The following is a 14,972-nucleotide window of genomic DNA, read 5'->3' on the forward strand; positions in this document are numbered from 1 at the left end:
CCATGATGCTTCTGCAGCAGGACCCGTTCCGCGACCTCGACCGCTTCAGCCGGCAGGTCTTCGGCACGGCCGCCCGACCGACTGTGATGCCCCTGGACGCCTGGCGCGAGGGCGACGACTTCGTCGTCGAGCTCGACCTGCCCGGCGTCCAGCCCGAGCGGATCGACATCGACGTCGAGCGGAACGTGCTGACCGTGCGTGCCGAGCGCGCCGGCCACCTCCCCGAGGGCGCCGACCCCGTCGCCGCCGAGCGGCAGTGGGGCGTCTTCAGCCGCCAGCTCGTCCTCGGCGACTCCCTCGACACCGAGAGCGTGCACGCCGACTACACGGCGGGCGTGCTGACGCTGCGCATCCCCATCGCCGCGAAGGCGAAGCCGCGCCGGATCAGCCTCGCGTCGACCGACGTGGGGGCGAGCGACGTGAGGGTGACCGACGGGGGGCCGGCCGACGCGGGTGCGAGCCCCGATCCCGGCGCGCAGCGCACGATCGACGCCTGACCGGCGCTACTCCGCGGCGCGCCCCGAGTCCTCGATCAGCCGGACCTTCACGTTCACGGCGAGCGGGCCGATCACCGACGGCTCCGCGTCGAGCAGGCGCCGGAGCCCCTCGCCGACGGCGCGCAGGGTCTCGGGGGCGGGGAGCGCCGCGGTCGCCGCGATGTGCGCGGTGACGGTGGTGAAGCCGTCCGAGCGGTCGATGTCGACGAGCACGTCCGGCTGCCGCAGGGCGAGCTTCACCGCGAGCGCGTCGGCGGCCGCCTCGAGCAGCGGCTGCGCCGGGTAGACCCCGGCGACGCCCTCGGTGTCGCGGATCGCGGCGGTGAGGCGCTGCGAGAGCGCGGTGTCGTCGTGAGCGGCGCCGTCGAGAGTGCTGTCGTCCGTCCCGGTGCTGTCGGCCGCGGTGCTGTCGGTCACGGCTGGTCCTCCCTGCTCGGGTACACGTCGTCGACGGTGACGTCGATCGCGCCGACGACGAGCTCGGTGTGCCGCTCGAGGGCGTAGCGGATCCGCTCGCGCAGGCGGTCCGCGACGGTCGCGACCGGGATCCCGAACTCGAGCGCGAAGGTGACGTCGATGCGGATCACCGCGCCCGGGGTCGCGACGTCGCCGTCGAGCGTGCAGCGGCCCATGATGACGCCGCCCATCGTGTCGCCCGCGCGCCGGATCATCCCGCGCACCGCCGCCTCGGTCAGGGCGAGCCGCAGGGTCGGGTCGGGGTGGCGGATCGGCACGTCGCGCCCGGAGCGCACCTCGGAGCGGATCGCGTCGAGCAGCCCGGCGATCCAGACCTCGTCGCGGTCCGGCTCCGCGTCGGCGCGGCGGCGCAGCGCGCTCGCGGACAGCTCGTTCAGGCGGGTGAGGTTCGCGAGCGCGAGGCGGCAGGCGGCCGAGCCCTCGATGGAGGGGTCGACCGGGGTGCGCCCGCGGTCGAGGTACTCGCCGAGCTCCTCCAGCGTGTGGCCGTCGAGGTCGTCGTCGGGCACCGCGCCACCGGGCGCGGAGGTCTCGGCAGCGCCGTTCTCGGGCGTGCCGTCCTCGGGCAGGGCGTCGTCTGCGTCGATCATCGCCATGCCTCCAGTTCGTGGAGCAGGAAGCGGCGGGCTCGGGCGAGCAGGCCGCGGACCGTCGAGACGGGGAGTTCGAGAGCGTCGGCGATCTCCTGGTAGCTGTAGCCGGCGGTCTCGCGGAGCAGCCAACAGCGTCGCTGATCGGGAGGCAATCGGTCCAGTGCTTCCCAGACGGCGTCCAGCTGGAGCCGCGCCTCGACGATCCGCTCGGGCGAGTGCTCGGCGGGCGCGGGCGGATCCCAGTCGTCGATGTCGTCGTGGCGGCGGCGGACGCGGATCCGGTCGATCGCCTTGTGCGAGACGATCCGCATCAGCCAGTTCCGGATGTGCGCGGGGCTGTCGAGGTCGCCGAGGCGGCGCCAGCCGGTGAGGAACGCCTCCTGCACCACGTCGTCCGACTCCGCCTCGGAGCCCAGCAGCTTCGCGGCGTAGACCCGCATCAGCGCGCCGTGGCGCCGGGCCAGCTGCTCGAAGGCGGCGATGTCGCCGTCCACGGCCCGGGCGGCGAGCGTGGCGTCGGAGGCGCGGAGCAGCGGGTCGTCGTCGGGCCGGACGTCGTCGGGCCGGGCCTCGTCGGGCCGGGCCTCGTCGGGCAGCGCTTCCGCCACGATCGCCACCTCCCGCCGTTCCGCCGTCGTTGCGCGCCTGCGCGCGTTCTCGGCAGCCGCTGCTCCGAATGCCTACCAGCCTCCTCCGTCACCGACGAATCCGCTGGCCGGATTGCGAGCACGGCCCGGATCCGTGACGTTTCCGGCCGTCGACCCGTCTGTATCTGTAGAGCACCGAGGCGAAGACCGACCCCCGTCCGCCCCTGATCTCCCAGACCCCGAGAGAAGCCCGACCATGCACACCTCCCCGTCGCCGACAGCGCCCGCCCAGGCACCCAGCGGCTCGACCTTCACGATGGGCAGCCCGTTCGCCCCGGTGAGCGACTCCTCCGTCGGCGCCGAGCGCCGGTTCGAGGCGGCCGGAGCCGACCCCGCCGAGGCGTCCGCCGTCTACGCCGAGGCCTACGGCGGCGGCTCGTTCCGGGTGCAGCCCGGCGCGCACGCCTTCTCCTTCCGCTACGCCTACCGCGGGAGCGAGCGGGTCACGCTCCGCACCTCCGACTGCGCCGGCGCGCTGACCGGCGAGATCGCGCATCTGCGCGAGTACGTCGTCGGCTGGTTCCGCGCCGGCGGCGGCCAGCTCAACCTGCGGCCCTTCACCCGCACCGGAGCCGCGTCCGCGCCGTTCCTGCTGCCCGCCGAGCGCCAGTTCGGCCTGGCCTACCAGCCGCACCGCCAGAACCTCGTGCACTTCGCGCCCGGCTTCCTCGAGGACGTCGCGACCGAGTCGCACTCCGGCCCGCGCCAGCCCGTCTCCTTCGACCACGAGGCCGACGCCGACCCGGGCGTCCTCGCCCGCTGGCGCACCGCGGTGACCGACGCCACGTCCGCGCTCGCGAGCGCCGCGATCGCCCCGCTCGTCCGCTTCACCGCCGAGCTCAACCTGGCCCGCGCGCTGCTGCTGCTCTTCCCGTGGCGCGCCTGGGACGTTCCCGCCGTCCTGCGCCGCCCCTCGGCCTCGCGCACCCGCGTCGCCCTCGACTTCCTGCAGCACCACGCGCACGAGCCGATCACCCCGGCCGACGCCGCCCGCGCCGCCGGCCTGCACACTCGCACCCTGCAGCAGGCCACCCAGCGCCACCTCGGCGTCTCGCCGTCCGTCTACCTGCGCGACGTCCGACTCGACCGCGCCCGCCACGACCTCGTCGAGGGCGACCCCTGCTCGACGACCGTCGCCGCCGTGGCCCGCGAGTGGGGCTTCGGCAACCTCGGCCGCTTCGCCAGCGCCTACCAGGCCCGCTTCGAGGAGCTGCCGAGCCACACGCTGCGCCGCTGAGCACGCGGCCCACCGCCTCCTCCCCGAGGCTCGCCGACAGCTGCCGCGCAACTCCGCGGGCCTGTGGACGGCGGTGGCCGCAGAGCGCGTCGTCGCTCCGCGCTTCCTGCGCACTGGCTGATCCGACGGGACGATCCCGCAGCCCCGCACGTCTGATTCATGTGCGACGGATCGTCGTCACCGCGACCGAGTCGCGCATCACCTTCGAACAGGGAGAGCACCATGACCACCGTCACCCCCACCACCGTCGCGAACACGGCCAAGCACGGCACCGAGACCTCGACCGGCAAGAACACGATCGCCGACGGCGTCGTCGAGAAGGTCGCCGGCATCGCCGCCCGCCAGGTCGCCGGCGTCCACGACCTCGGTGGCGGAGCCGCCCGCGCCATCGGCGCCATCCGCAACGCGATCAACGCGCAGGACCGCGGCCAGGGCATCTCCGTCGAGGTCGGCGAGAAGCAGGTCGCCGCCGACATCACCGTCGTCGCCGAGTACCCCGTCGCGCTGCAGAAGCTGGCCGACAGCATCCGCTCCGCCGTCTCCGAGGCCATCTCCTCGGTCGTCGGCATGGAGGTCACCGAGGTCAACGTGACCGTCGCCGACGTCTACATCCCCTCGGACGACAAGGACGAGGACACCGAGAGCCGCGTCAAGTGACTCCGTCCCGCCTCGGCCTGATCCTGGGCGCCGTCCTCGCCGTCACCGGCCTGGTCTTCGGCTTCTGGGCTCTCCTCTGGGTCGCCCTCGCCATGGCCGTCGGCTACGGCGTCGGCCGCGTCGTCGAGGGCAAGCTCGACCTGAGCTCGCTCGCCGACACCCTCCGCGGGCGGCGGTCCTCGTGACCGCGGCGGTGATGGCCGACCAGGCCCGCCACGGCCGCACGACGATCACCTCGCGCGCCGTGCGCAGGGTCGTGTCGGCCGTCACCGCGGAGGCGCTCGACGTCGACGCGTCGGACGTCTCGGTCGAGCTGGACGACGACGGAGGGAAGCTGCACGTCACCGCGCAGGCCCCCCTGCGCATCCGTCCGCTCGGCGAGACGGACCGCCGGTCGTCCGGCACCCTCCTGAGCCGTCTCAGCACGGCCCAGTCCACCATCCGCACCCGCTGCCTCGAGCTGACCGGGTCCACCATCGGGCGCGTCGACCTCCGGATCACCGGGGCCGACCTGCGCGAGCGAAGGAGAGTCTCGTGACGACCCCCGCAGCCTCAGGGACCCGCTCCACGGGTTCACCGTCGGTGTCCGCTACCTATCGACGGCTCGTCCGGCGCGAGATCACCTCGTCCCGCTCCACCTCGGCGATCCTCCTGGCGGTCCTGCTCGTCCTCGTCTTCGCGTGGCTGGGCACGGAGGCGGTGCTCGCCGCCCTCGGGCAGCCCGCGCTGCTCGTCGCCCCGCAGGACGGAGCGGCCGCGGTGCTCGGCGCCGCGAGCGCTCCCGTCGCGCTGATCGTGGCCGGCGGAGCGGTCGCCGCGCTGATCGGGCTCGTCCTGATCGTCGTGTCCTTCTCCCCGGGTCGTCGCGGCCGCCGCCGCGCCGGCGCCGATCGCACGGCGGCCGTCATCGACGACCGCGTGATCGCGCAGAGCCTCGCCCGCACCGCCGCCTACGCCGGCGACGTCGACCCCGACCAGGTGTCGGTGTCGATCGGCGGACGCACCGCCGGCGTCACCGTCGGCCGCACCTCCGGGCGCAGCCTCGACGTCGACAGCATCCGCGCGGCGGTCGACGCCGAGCTCGCCGGCTACGACATCAGCCCGACGCTCACGGCCCGCGTGCGCCTGTCCGAGAAGGGGACGGTCCGATGACCACCACCAACCGGTTCCTCAACCGCCTCCTCCTGTTCGTCGTGGGCCTCGTGCTCCTGCTCGCCGGCGGTGCCGTCGCAGCGGGAGCGCTGTTCCCCGACATCCAGCAGACGGTCTCGACCGGCGCGGAAGACGCGACGCAGCCCACCAGCGACGCCCTCTCCGGCGGGCAGCCGTGGATCCTCTGGGTCACGGCCGTGGTCGCGCTCGTGCTGATCCTCCTGCTGGTGCGCTTCATCGTGCGCCAGGGCCGGGGACGCACGTCGACCCTGCTGCGCGTCGGCTCGGGCTCCGGCTCGGGCACGCCGACCGGCGGCTCCTTCACCATCGACGCGAAGGTCGCCGAGCAGGTCCTCGAGGAGGCGCTGTCGCACGATCCCTCGATCGTCGCGCTCGACGTCACCGCGTTCGAGGTCAAGCACCGCACCGTCCTGCGCCTCACCGCGCACACCCGCCGCGGCGTCTCGCCGATGCGGACGCGCCGCGCGATCGACGAGGCCGTGAAGAGCTGGGACGCGGTCCTCGGCGAGGAGACCCCCGTGGTGATCCAGATCGTCAGCGGACTGCGCACCAGGATGAGCGGCAGCGCCCGCGTGCAGTAGCGGCGCCCCCGTGCCGCGCCGCCAGTGCCGCGCTGCACTGGCACCGTACGATCCGGCCCTCCCGCTCGGGAGGGCCGGAAGACCACCGAGGAGCACCCCATGACCGACCCCGTCGGAACGAACGACCTCCGCGCCATCGACGGCGCGCACCCGGAGGACGAGTCGATCGAGCGCCTGCTCGCGACCGCCGCCGCGGAGACCACCGCCGGTGTCACCGGCGTCCATCACCTCGGCGGCGCCGCCGCCCGCACCCTCGACCGCGCGACCCGCGCCATCCTGGGCACCACCACGAGCCCCGGCGTGAGCATCGCCCGCGTCGACGGAGCCCTCGTCCTCGACCTCGACCTGGTGTCGGAGTACCCGCGCCCCGTCCAGGAGGTCATCGACGCCGTCCGCGAGCAGGTCGGCAAGGCCGCCGCGCAGCTGACCCGCGAGCACGTCGTCGTCAATGTCAACGTCACCGACGTGCACGGCCCCTTCGACCCGATCGAGGTGCCGGACTCGGAGCGCGAGGACGGCCCCTCGCTGGTCGAGAAGGCCGGCGACGCGCTCGACTCCGCCCGCGAGAAGAGCGGCGCCGCCCTCGACTCCGCCCGCGAGAAGGGCGCGGCAGCGCTCGACACCGCCCGCGAGCGGACCGCCGACGCGCTCGACGACGCCTCGGACCGCCTCGACGAGGCCGCCGACCGCGCCGCCGCGTCGGACGCCGCCGCGGACTCGCTGTCCGACGAGGTCGCGACCCGGCCGGCTGCGCCCGTGACCGACGCTCCCGTCGTCGAGCGCGCTGACGACTCCGAGCACGACTCCGTCGAGACGGTCGTCGTCACCGCCGATGCTCCCGCCGCCGAGTTCGTCGTCCGCGTCGAGGTCGAGCCGGTGGACGCCGACGTCACTGCTGCCGACGCGTCTGCGGCCGCCGCCGAGCGCCGCGGGTCGGAGTAGCCCGTGCGCACCCGCTCCTACGGCTCGCGCCGGAAGCCGCGCGCGGCCTGGGCCGCCCTCGCGACGGGCGTCGTCGTCAGCGTCCTGATCGTCGTCGGCGTGCTGCTGCCGGTGCTCGGCCTGATCGGCGCGGCCGACGCGACGACCGCGGGCGTCCTCGACGTCCCGGTCGGCACGATCACCCTCTCGATCGTGATCAGCTACCTGATCGCCCTGGCGTTCCTCGCGCTGGCGTTCGTCTCCCGCAACGCCGCCCTCGCCTGGGTCGCCGCGGTCGCCGCCGTCGTAGCGACCCTCGTCGGCTCGCTCTGGCCGCTGCTCGCCACCGCCTTCGCGAGCGTCGACCAGGCCGGCGACGTCATCCCCTTCCTCCAGGACCTGATCGCCCGCGTCACCGGCTGACCGACGGGTCCTCCTTCCTCCAGAGGTCCTCGTCGAGCCAGGCCTCTCGCACTCCGACGGACTCCACAGTCACGCGGCCCGTCGCGGGAAAGGCGCGGAGGAGCTCCGCAGCCCGCAACGCCCAATCCCGTCCGGGATGCACCTCCTCGAGAAGGCAGGCCATCACAGCCAGCGTGCTGTAGGTGCCGAACTCCTTCGGGGCGTCCTTCTGAGTGAGATGGGCGAGCAGGGAAACGTCGGCCGGCGAGGGGCGTTTCGGAGCGACGACGAGCTTCCTGTTGAACAGTCGTGCGTGGTGAGCGGCGATGTTGCGGACGTAGTTGACGCTGGCGATCCAGCTCTGCAGCAATCGCTTGGTCGGAACGCCCCATCGGACAGCGATCTCCGTAGCGATGTCGTTCCGCAGCCCGCCGTAGAGCCGTGACACCTGGCCCAGCTCGAGAATCTCGGTGAGGGCCCAGATGGGCATCCGACCGTCGAACGTCGCGCGGAAGTGCCTCACGAACGCCTCGTCGGAGCTGTTGCGTCGGTCCTCTGCTCGCTGGAGCCAGGCCTCATGTCGGCTCGGGAGCCGCTCGCCGCCACCGTCGAAGCGCGGCTCTGTGAAGGACGACACGAAGACGGCCCGGTCCTCATGAGCGAAGGCGGAGCATTCTCCGATCGAGTGGCCCAGCTGCGTGCGGAGAGCGACCTCGATGCGTTCGACTCCTTCGAGGACGAGGAGGCGCAGCTTCCGGTCGAAGTCGATCAAGCCTTCGGCCTGAGCCAGTCGTGTCCCCGCCTCATACCGGTCGAGCACGCGAACGCGGCTTCGACCGTGCTCGTCGTGGAAGGCCGTCGACTCGCGGAACGGGTGCAGATATCCGGTCAGCCGGTAGTACCCGACCTCCTGGAGAAGTTCGGCGGCGTCGCGCCGATCGGCGACCGCAAGGCCTCGCTCGACGAGCCTTCCAACTTGCTCGTCGATCGACAGCCACGGCTTGGTGTACTCCACGGGCCCGCTTCCGGAAGAAGAACGATCAGGGTGGCGGACCTGGGGAAAGGAAAATCGGCCCGAGCCGTGAGGCGAGCGGGCCGATCGTGATGAGTCGAGATTACCCTCACAGGGCCTGATTCGATGAAGTCGGAGGGGCCGATGGCGCGATGCACAGGGTCGCTCCGAGCGATGAGCGCCGGGAGGGACGTCGGACCCCTGCTCGAACCGAACGTCGACGGCCGTAGCGTGGTGGGATGACGAGTACCACCGACGATCTCCGCGCGCAGTACCTGCGCGTCTACGACGAGCAGCTCCGCACCGACGCCGAGACGCCGAGCGCCGTGGCGGTGACTCTCGCCGGGCCGCTCCGGCTGGTCACCTTCGCCGGCGGGCGCGGCTTCGTCACCTACCGCGACCTCGGCGGGGCGGACGAGGCAGCGATCGACGCCCTCGTCGCCGCGGCCCGCGCGCACTTCGACGCCGACGCGGAGATCCGGAAGGTCGAGTGGAAGACCCGCGGCCACGACCGGGCGCCCGGTCTGCACGAGGCGCTGCTGCGCCACGGCTTCGTCGCCGAGGAGATCGAGTCGATCATGATCGGCCCGCTCGAGGCGCTGACCCGCGACGCCCCGGTGCCCGACGGCGCGTCCCTGCGCCGCGTCGTCGACGAGCCGGACGTCCGCGCCTTCAGCGCGATGATCGACGCCGCCTTCGGCGAGGACGTCGACACGGACATCGCCGACGCGCTGGTCGCACGGCTGGCCCGCGGCGACGGCATGGAGCTGTGGGTCGCCGAGGTCGACGGCCGCATGGTCGGCGGCGGTCGGCTCGAGCCGGTCGCGGACTCCGACGTCGTCGGCGTCTGGGGCGGCGCCGTCCTCGAGGAGTACCGCGGACGCGGGATCTACCGCGCGCTGACGGCCGCGCGCGCCACCGCCGCGCTCGCGGCGGGCCGCACCCTCGTGCACAGCGACTCGACGGAGTACTCGCGCCCGATCCTCGAGCGCTCGGGCCTCGTGAAGGTCTCGACGACGACCCCGTACCTGTGGCGCCGCCCGTGAGAGGCATGCCCGCCGCCTGCTGATCGAGCAGCCGACGGAGCAGGCGCACCCTTCATGCTGATCGAGTAGCCCGCGGAGCGGGCGTATCGAGATCCGCCGTCCTGGAGACGCCGGGTCTCGATACGCCCCTGCGGGGCTGCTCGACCAGCATGCGAGCGCTCAGCTCGGCGAGCTGATCTCCAGCGCGATGTTGTCGGGGTCGCGGAACTCGAGGATGCTCTGGCCGCCGGCGTCCTTGATCGGCTCGTGCGCGATGCCGAGCTCGTCGAGTGCGGCGGCGGCGGCCTTCAGGGCGTCGAGGTCGGAGACGGCGAAGCTGAGGTGGTCGAGGCCGATGCGGTCCTCGTCGAAGCGGTCGCCCGCGTAGGCGACCGGGCGCAGGCCCAGCAGCCCGCCCGGGAACTGGTAGATCACGCCGCCGAAGAGGAACGCGAGCTGCTCCTTCTGCTCCGCGGGCGCGTCGGCGGGCGGCGCCTCGAAGGCGACGTCGAAGCCGAAGACGGAGTCGTAGAAGGCGCGCGACACCGCGATGTCGCGGACGGTCAGGCGGATGTGGGCGTAGTCGACAGCGGGGATCGGCACGGTGGTTCCTCTCGGGAGCGCAAGGCGGAGTCGCCCTGCCTTCATGATTCGGAGCGGGCGCCGCATCCGGTGAGGGCTGGCGCCGCGCCGCGGGATCGGGTAGGGCCGCTCAGTCCAGCTCGGCGGGCCGCGCCGGCTCGGCCAGCAGCGCGCGCGCCGCCATCCCGATCACCGCGCTGTAGGTCGGGTAGGCGAAGCGGACGTTGGCGAGGGTCGCGACGTCGACTCCGGCCGCCATCGCGGTCGTCACCGACTGCACGACCTCGATCGCGTTCTCGCCGACGGCGTGCGCCCCGAGCAGCAGCTCGCGGCGGCGGTCGGCGATCAGCGTCAGGAATCCGCCCTCGCGGTCGTCGATCACGGCACGGTCGACGCTCGAGAACGGCACCGAGGCGACGATGCACTGCGGGTCGCGCTCGCGCGCCTGCTCCTGCGTGAAGCCCACGCCCGCGTAGTCCGGGTCGGTGAAGCCGCCGGCCGGCAGCAGGAACTGCGGGGTGCGCCGGTTCGCGCCGAGCACCGCGTTCTCGGCCGCCGCCTCCGCCTCGAACTGCGCCGCCTGCACGAGCATGTCGCGGCCGTTGGCGTCGCCGACCGCGAAGACGTGCGGCACGACGGTGCGGAAGTACTGGTCGGCCGGGATCGCCGAGCGGACGACCTCGATGCCCGCGTTCTCCAGGCCCAGGTCCTCGACGTCGGCGGGCCAGCCGGTCGCCATGATCACGGCGTCCATGCCCTCGGTGCGGGAGGCGCCGTTCTCGCGCCAGGTGATGTCGATCGAGCCGTCCTCCGCGCGGTCGAGCCGCTCGACGGTCTCGATGCCCAGGTGCACGCGCACGCCCTGGCGCTCGAAGGCACCGGCGACGTGCTCCGAGATGCTCGCGTCCGAGGTGGTCAGGATGCGCGGCGCGAGGTCGAGCAGCGTCACCTCCGAGCCGAAGGCGTTGAACACCGTGACGAGCTGGGCGCCGGTGTTGCCGCCGCCGATGACCGCGACGCGGCGGGGGAGGGTCGGCAGCGCCAGCACGTCCTCGGGCACGGTGGCCAGCTCGGCGCCCGGGATCGGCAGTCGGCGGGAGTGGCCGCCGACGCAGATCAGGATCGAGCGGGCGCGGATCCGCCGGCCGCTGTCCAGGACGAGGGTGCTCTCGTCGACGAAGCGCGCGCGGCCCTCGTGGATCAGCTCGACCCCCGCCTCCTCGAAGCGCTGCGCCTCGCGCTTGATCGAGCGGACCTTGTCGACCCGCTCGTGCACGTGGCGGACGGTCGCCGCCCAGTCGACGACCGGCGTGCCGACGTCGACGCCGTAGTCGCCGGCGGTGCGTGCCTCGCGGACGATGCGCGCGGTCTTCGCGAGCACGCGGGTGGGCACGCAGCCGGTGTTGACGCAGGTGCCGCCGACGCGGCCGGCCTCGAGCACGACGACGCTCGCGCCGAGCTCGGCGGCGCGCAGGGCGGCGGCGGTGCCGGCCGGGCCCGCGCCGATCACGGCGACGTCGTACTCCTGGGGCGCGGTGCCGGAATCGGTGGTGGCGGTGGCGTTCTGGGTGCTGGCGGGCACGGCGGGGCCTCTCGGGTCGGCGCTCGGCGGAGCGGGCGGTGTCCCCGCATCCTGGCGCCCGCGCCCTCGGTTTCTCTGAGCGCCTCCGCAGGCTTGACAGGCGCGTTCAGCGCTCGGTGCTCGCGCCGTCAGGACCGCCGGGCGCGGAGGAGCAGCTCCCGGTGAGCGCGATCGGCCGTCATCGCGCGCCCACGAGCCGGCGGAAGGCGAGGGGAGAGCCGATCAGGGGGATGCCCTCGTCGACGATGGACCGGAGCACCGGCTCGTCCGCGGCCGCGTCGCGCAGTTCTCCCTCCGACATCTCGAGGACGCGGGGGTCGTTCCCTGTCCACGCCTTCGCGTCGCGCACGAGGGCGGACACCTGCTCGTGCCAGGCGTCCGTCGGCGCCTCGGGCTGCTGGAGAAAGAGGTCGAGATCGCTTCCCGCCCGCATCTCGCCGCGGGCGGCGGAGCCGAACATCGCCGCGTAGCCCGGCTGGTCCGCCCAGCCCTCGAGAGTCGAGACGAGGCGCTCGTGCAGCGTCTCATCGAGGCGCGCGAGCTCCATGATCGCGCCGGCGGCCAGATGGGAGCGGTTGAGGCGGTAGATCGTCGCCCGGCCGGCGCTCCGGCTCGTCACGATGCCCTCCTCGACGAGGCGGGTGAGCGTGCGCCGGATTCCTTCGAGCGAGCGGCCGCCGATGCGGGTGCGCAGATCGCCGACGGTGAACCAGTCGTCGGCGCGGGCCAGGACAGCGAGGACATCGCCGTCGACGGTGGGCGTCACGACGGCGAGTGGACGCTGAGTCCGCACGATGCGCTCCTCACTCAGAAAACTTGGTGTTCACCAACAATAATACGTCTGGTCGGTGATGAGGGAGGTCGTCGGCGCGGAAGCGGCGCTGCTCACGCCTCGGGCCCCGGTGTCGCGACGAGCTGGAAGCCGCCCTCGACGGAGCCGTCGGGGCGCAGGGTGACGCGCGTGTAGACCGGGGTCCCGTCGCCGGTCGCCGTGCCGACGACGTCGAGTGCGTCGCCGGCGAAGAAGGCGTCCAGACCTGTGCAGCCGGCGGAGAGCGAGCCGTCCGGACGCTGGAGGGCGAGGCAGATCCGAGTGTCGTCGGGCGCAGTGAGCAGCAGCCGGTCGTCCTGGGCGGTCTCGAAGGTCGGGCTGTAGACCTCGGCGCCGCCGGAGATCAGTGAGAGGCCCGGGGGGATGTCGGTGGTGAGCGCCCAGCCCTCGACGATCGCGGCGAACCGGTCGATCCCGCGCGGCGTGGGCGTGGTCGATCCGGTGGCGGCGACCTGCCCGGGTGCCGCCGCACCGAGGGCGGAGGCGGTGGCTGCGCCGACGACGAGACCGGCGACGAGCAGCCCGGCGCCGAGGAGGGCGAGGCGCGACCGGGCCGGGGGCGCGGCGGGCGTGGATCCGCCGGACGTCCGCACGGCGCCGGCGGCTCGCGGGGCGGGCCGCGCCTCCGCGCGCTGGGCGACTCCCTGGGCCTCGATGCGCTCTGCCTCGATGCGCTCTGCCTCGATGCGCTGGGCCTCGATCCGCTCTGCCTCGATGCGCAGCGCCTCGACTCGCAGCGCCTCGACCCGCAGCGCCTCGTCGCGGTCGTCCCCGGTGGGGCGGGCGTAGAGCGCGCGCTCGAGGTCCTGGCGCTCGTCGTCCTCGTCCTGCACGCCGTCAGTATGCCGGAGCGTCGCGCGACCGGCCGGTCGGCAGCGGGTCGGGCCCCATCGTCCCGACGGCCGGCGTCCCGTCGACCCGCGTGTACTGCAGCCGCACGACTCCGCGCGGCGAGGTGGCGGCCGGCCCGTCGAGGCGCAGGCTCGTCGGCACCGCCCCGCCGCCGAACACCGGCTTGCCCGCGCCGAGCAGGATCGGGTGCAGCCACAGCGTCAGGCGGTCGAAGAGCTGCTCGGCGAGCAGCGTCTGCACCAGGTCGAGGCTGCCGATCACGTGCACGGAGGAGTGGCGCTCGCGCACCTCGCGGACGGCGGCCGGCAGGTCGGCGCCGAGCTGCATCGAGCCGGCCCAGGGGAGCGGCGGCGTCCCGCGGGAGGCGACGTACTTCGGGATCCGGTTCAGCAGCTCCGCGATCGGCCCCTGCTGCTGCGGCCAGTAGCCCGCGAAGAGGTCGTAGGTGCGGCGGCCGAGCAGCAGGGCGTCCACGCCGTCCATCCCGCTCAGGACCTGCTCGCCGACCACCTCGTCGACCAGCGGCGCCTGCCAGCCGCCGAAGGCGAAGCCGCCGCTCGGATCCTCCTCCGGACCGCCCGGTGCCTGGGCGATTCCGTCGAGCGTGCTGAACAGATCGATGTCGAGGGTTCCCACGGTGCGCTCCTTCGCGTCGGCGGCTGCGGCTCACGCTCCCACTCGCCCGGGGGCGGAGCAAGCGTCCGCGGCTGCGTCCTCGCGGCCCGCCGGCGTCCCGCTGCCGTCCCGCTGCCGGGGACAGCGGTGCAGCGACCCGAACTCCCCCCTTAGGGTGGCAAGCCGTCGATCTGCGCCCGGATCCCCGGGAGATCCGCGCCGAGTCGGCGATCGCGCCCTGTACTCCTGCTCAGGACGGGGGCTACGGTTCGACTCCACTCACCTCGGGTGTCACGAGCCCACGCTGTCGTGGGCGGAACGCTGCGCAACGATGCCGCACGGAACTCCTTCCCACGTCCGACGAGACCGGGCCCGATGGAAGGTGGGGATCGCGGCGTCGACCGGGATCCTGCTCCTGTCCGCCGGGCTCCTCTCCGCCAACGCCGCCCAGGCGGCCACGGCCCCCACCCTCGGAAGGGCGGGGAACTTCTCCGTCCTCGGCGGCTCGACCGTCACCAACACCGGCGACACGCTCCTGCCGCTCGACCTGGGCGTGAGCCCCGGCACCGCGATCACCGGCTTCCCGCCGGGCGAGGTCCTCGGCGAGACGCATGCCGCGGACGCGGACGCGATCGGCGCCCAGTCCGACCTGGTCAAGGCCTACGACCAGCTCTCCTCGCAGGCGACCACGGAGTCGGTCGCCGGCGACCTGGTCGGCCGCACCTTCACCCCCGGTGTCTACACCGCTTCCGGCCCGATCGGAGTCACGGGCACCGTGACCCTCGACGCCGAGGGCGCGAACGGGGCCGTCTTCGTCTTCAAGGCCGCCTCGACCCTCATCACGGGCTCCGGGAGCAGGATCGAGCTGATCAACGGCGCTCAGGCCTGCAACATCTTCTGGCAGGTGGGCAGCTCGGCGACCCTCGGCACCGGCTCCGACTTCGCGGGCTCGATCCTCGCGCTCACCTCGATCACCGTGACCAACGCGGTCACCGTCGACGGCCGCGCCCTCGCCCGCAACGGCGCCGTGACCCTCGACGACGACACCTTCGTCTCGTCCACCTGTGCCCCGCCGACCACGGCGCCGCCCACCACCGCGCCGACGACGGCGCCGCCGACGACGCCTCCCACGACGCCGCCGACCACGCCTCCGACGACGCCTCCGACGACGCCTCCGACGACGCCTCCGACGACGCCTCCGACGACGCCGCCGACGACGCCTCCGACGACGCCTCCGACGACGCCTCCGACGACGCCTCCGACGACGCCTCCGACGACGCCTCCGAC

20 protein-coding genes are annotated in these 14,972 nt (G+C 73.5%); 11 read left to right on the plus strand and 9 right to left on the minus strand.

Translation table 11 applies throughout. From position 1 onward, the window contains the following. The first annotated feature begins 5 nt into the window (after window positions 1-5). Window positions 6-497: an Hsp20/alpha crystallin family protein gene (locus tag HRK28_RS16145; protein ID WP_173252412.1), complete on the plus strand. Its 492-nt coding sequence runs from the start codon at window positions 6-8 to the stop codon at window positions 495-497. Between the two features lie 6 nt (window positions 498-503). On the opposite strand, the gene HRK28_RS16150 is transcribed toward HRK28_RS16145, so the two are convergent. Genes HRK28_RS16150 through HRK28_RS16160 form a run of 3 tightly spaced genes read right to left on the minus strand, consistent with a single transcriptional unit; the run spans window position 504 to window position 2,175 of the window. Continuing rightward, window positions 504-914 (minus strand): hypothetical protein, encoded by a 411-nt coding sequence (locus HRK28_RS16150; RefSeq protein WP_173252343.1) that lies wholly within the window; start codon window positions 912-914, stop codon window positions 504-506. Continuing rightward, entirely contained in the window at window positions 911-1,564 is a 654-nt protein-coding gene (locus HRK28_RS16155) for an Asp23/Gls24 family envelope stress response protein (protein ID WP_173252344.1), read from the minus strand. The genes HRK28_RS16150 and HRK28_RS16155 overlap by 4 nt, the downstream gene beginning before the upstream one ends. Next, window positions 1,561-2,175 carry an RNA polymerase sigma factor gene (locus HRK28_RS16160; protein WP_367948449.1) on the minus strand — a complete coding sequence of 205 codons (615 nt, stop codon included), beginning with the start codon at window positions 2,173-2,175 and terminating at the stop codon, window positions 1,561-1,563. Before HRK28_RS16160 ends, HRK28_RS16155 begins: the two co-directional genes overlap by 4 nt. A gap of 235 nt (window positions 2,176-2,410) precedes the next feature. Here HRK28_RS16160 and HRK28_RS16165 point away from each other — a divergent pair, with 235 nt between their 5' ends. The 8 genes from HRK28_RS16165 to HRK28_RS16200 all read left to right on the plus strand — a co-directional run bounded on the left by HRK28_RS16165 (window position 2,411) and on the right by HRK28_RS16200 (window position 7,206). Further along, window positions 2,411-3,451, plus strand: coding sequence for a helix-turn-helix domain-containing protein (locus HRK28_RS16165; protein WP_173252345.1), 1,041 nt, complete (start codon window positions 2,411-2,413; stop codon window positions 3,449-3,451). A gap of 222 nt (window positions 3,452-3,673) precedes the next feature. Continuing rightward, window positions 3,674-4,108 carry an Asp23/Gls24 family envelope stress response protein gene (locus tag HRK28_RS16170; protein WP_160086578.1) on the plus strand — a complete coding sequence of 145 codons (435 nt, stop codon included), beginning with the start codon at window positions 3,674-3,676 and terminating at the stop codon, window positions 4,106-4,108. Further along, complete coding sequence (locus HRK28_RS16175) at window positions 4,105-4,293, plus strand: DUF2273 domain-containing protein (RefSeq protein ID WP_160086580.1); 189 nt, start codon at window positions 4,105-4,107, stop codon at window positions 4,291-4,293. Before HRK28_RS16170 ends, HRK28_RS16175 begins: the two co-directional genes overlap by 4 nt. Further along, window positions 4,290-4,646 (plus strand): hypothetical protein, encoded by a 357-nt coding sequence (locus tag HRK28_RS16180; RefSeq protein ID WP_244231740.1) that lies wholly within the window; start codon window positions 4,290-4,292, stop codon window positions 4,644-4,646. The genes HRK28_RS16175 and HRK28_RS16180 overlap by 4 nt, the downstream gene beginning before the upstream one ends. Beyond that, window positions 4,643-5,260, plus strand: coding sequence for a hypothetical protein (locus tag HRK28_RS16185; RefSeq protein WP_367948450.1), 618 nt, complete (start codon window positions 4,643-4,645; stop codon window positions 5,258-5,260). The genes HRK28_RS16180 and HRK28_RS16185 overlap by 4 nt, the downstream gene beginning before the upstream one ends. Next, the gene (locus HRK28_RS16190) at window positions 5,257-5,862 is read left to right on the plus strand and encodes a hypothetical protein (RefSeq protein ID WP_173252346.1); all 606 of its coding nucleotides are present in this window, start codon (window positions 5,257-5,259) and stop codon (window positions 5,860-5,862) included. The genes HRK28_RS16185 and HRK28_RS16190 overlap by 4 nt, the downstream gene beginning before the upstream one ends. Before the next feature lie 99 nt (window positions 5,863-5,961). Beyond that, on the plus strand, window positions 5,962-6,804 hold the full coding sequence (locus tag HRK28_RS16195) for an Asp23/Gls24 family envelope stress response protein (RefSeq protein WP_173252347.1): 843 nt from the start codon (window positions 5,962-5,964) through the stop codon (window positions 6,802-6,804). Between the two features lie 3 nt (window positions 6,805-6,807). Next, window positions 6,808-7,206 (plus strand): hypothetical protein, encoded by a 399-nt coding sequence (locus HRK28_RS16200; protein ID WP_173252348.1) that lies wholly within the window; start codon window positions 6,808-6,810, stop codon window positions 7,204-7,206. Here the strand turns inward: HRK28_RS16200 and HRK28_RS16205 are convergent. Further along, entirely contained in the window at window positions 7,196-8,200 is a 1,005-nt protein-coding gene (locus HRK28_RS16205) for an Abi family protein (RefSeq protein WP_173252349.1), read from the minus strand. The two genes, HRK28_RS16200 and HRK28_RS16205, sit on opposite strands and share 11 nt — an antisense overlap. Before the next feature lie 236 nt (window positions 8,201-8,436). On the opposite strand from HRK28_RS16205, the gene HRK28_RS16210 reads away from it, so the two are divergent. Next, window positions 8,437-9,243, plus strand: a complete 807-nt coding sequence (locus tag HRK28_RS16210; RefSeq protein WP_173252350.1) for a GNAT family N-acetyltransferase — start codon at window positions 8,437-8,439, stop codon at window positions 9,241-9,243. Window positions 9,244-9,402: 159 nt separating this feature from the next. Here the strand turns inward: HRK28_RS16210 and HRK28_RS16215 are convergent, their stop codons facing one another. From HRK28_RS16215 to HRK28_RS16235, 5 genes are all read right to left on the minus strand, one after another. Next, the gene (locus tag HRK28_RS16215; RefSeq protein ID WP_367948451.1) at window positions 9,403-9,825 is read right to left on the minus strand and encodes a VOC family protein; all 423 of its coding nucleotides are present in this window, start codon (window positions 9,823-9,825) and stop codon (window positions 9,403-9,405) included. A gap of 109 nt (window positions 9,826-9,934) precedes the next feature. Continuing rightward, window positions 9,935-11,386, minus strand: a complete 1,452-nt coding sequence (locus tag HRK28_RS16220; protein ID WP_173252352.1) for an NAD(P)/FAD-dependent oxidoreductase — start codon at window positions 11,384-11,386, stop codon at window positions 9,935-9,937. A gap of 178 nt (window positions 11,387-11,564) precedes the next feature. After that, window positions 11,565-12,152, minus strand: coding sequence for a nucleotidyltransferase domain-containing protein (locus HRK28_RS20900; protein ID WP_208543726.1), 588 nt, complete (start codon window positions 12,150-12,152; stop codon window positions 11,565-11,567). A gap of 119 nt (window positions 12,153-12,271) precedes the next feature. Further along, entirely contained in the window at window positions 12,272-13,051 is a 780-nt protein-coding gene (locus tag HRK28_RS19815; RefSeq protein WP_217274812.1) for a hypothetical protein, read from the minus strand. Between the two features lie 4 nt (window positions 13,052-13,055). Beyond that, entirely contained in the window at window positions 13,056-13,706 is a 651-nt protein-coding gene (locus HRK28_RS16235) for a dihydrofolate reductase family protein (RefSeq protein WP_173252353.1), read from the minus strand. A gap of 361 nt (window positions 13,707-14,067) precedes the next feature. On the opposite strand from HRK28_RS16235, the gene HRK28_RS16240 reads away from it, so the two are divergent. Beyond that, on the plus strand, window positions 14,068-14,972 hold a 905-nt coding region (locus HRK28_RS16240), incomplete at its 3' end, for an ice-binding family protein (RefSeq protein ID WP_367948452.1).

Origin of the sequence: Rathayibacter sp. VKM Ac-2835, assembly GCF_013266705.1 — a bacterium.
In the GTDB taxonomy this organism is placed as follows: domain Bacteria; phylum Actinomycetota; class Actinomycetes; order Actinomycetales; family Microbacteriaceae; genus Rathayibacter.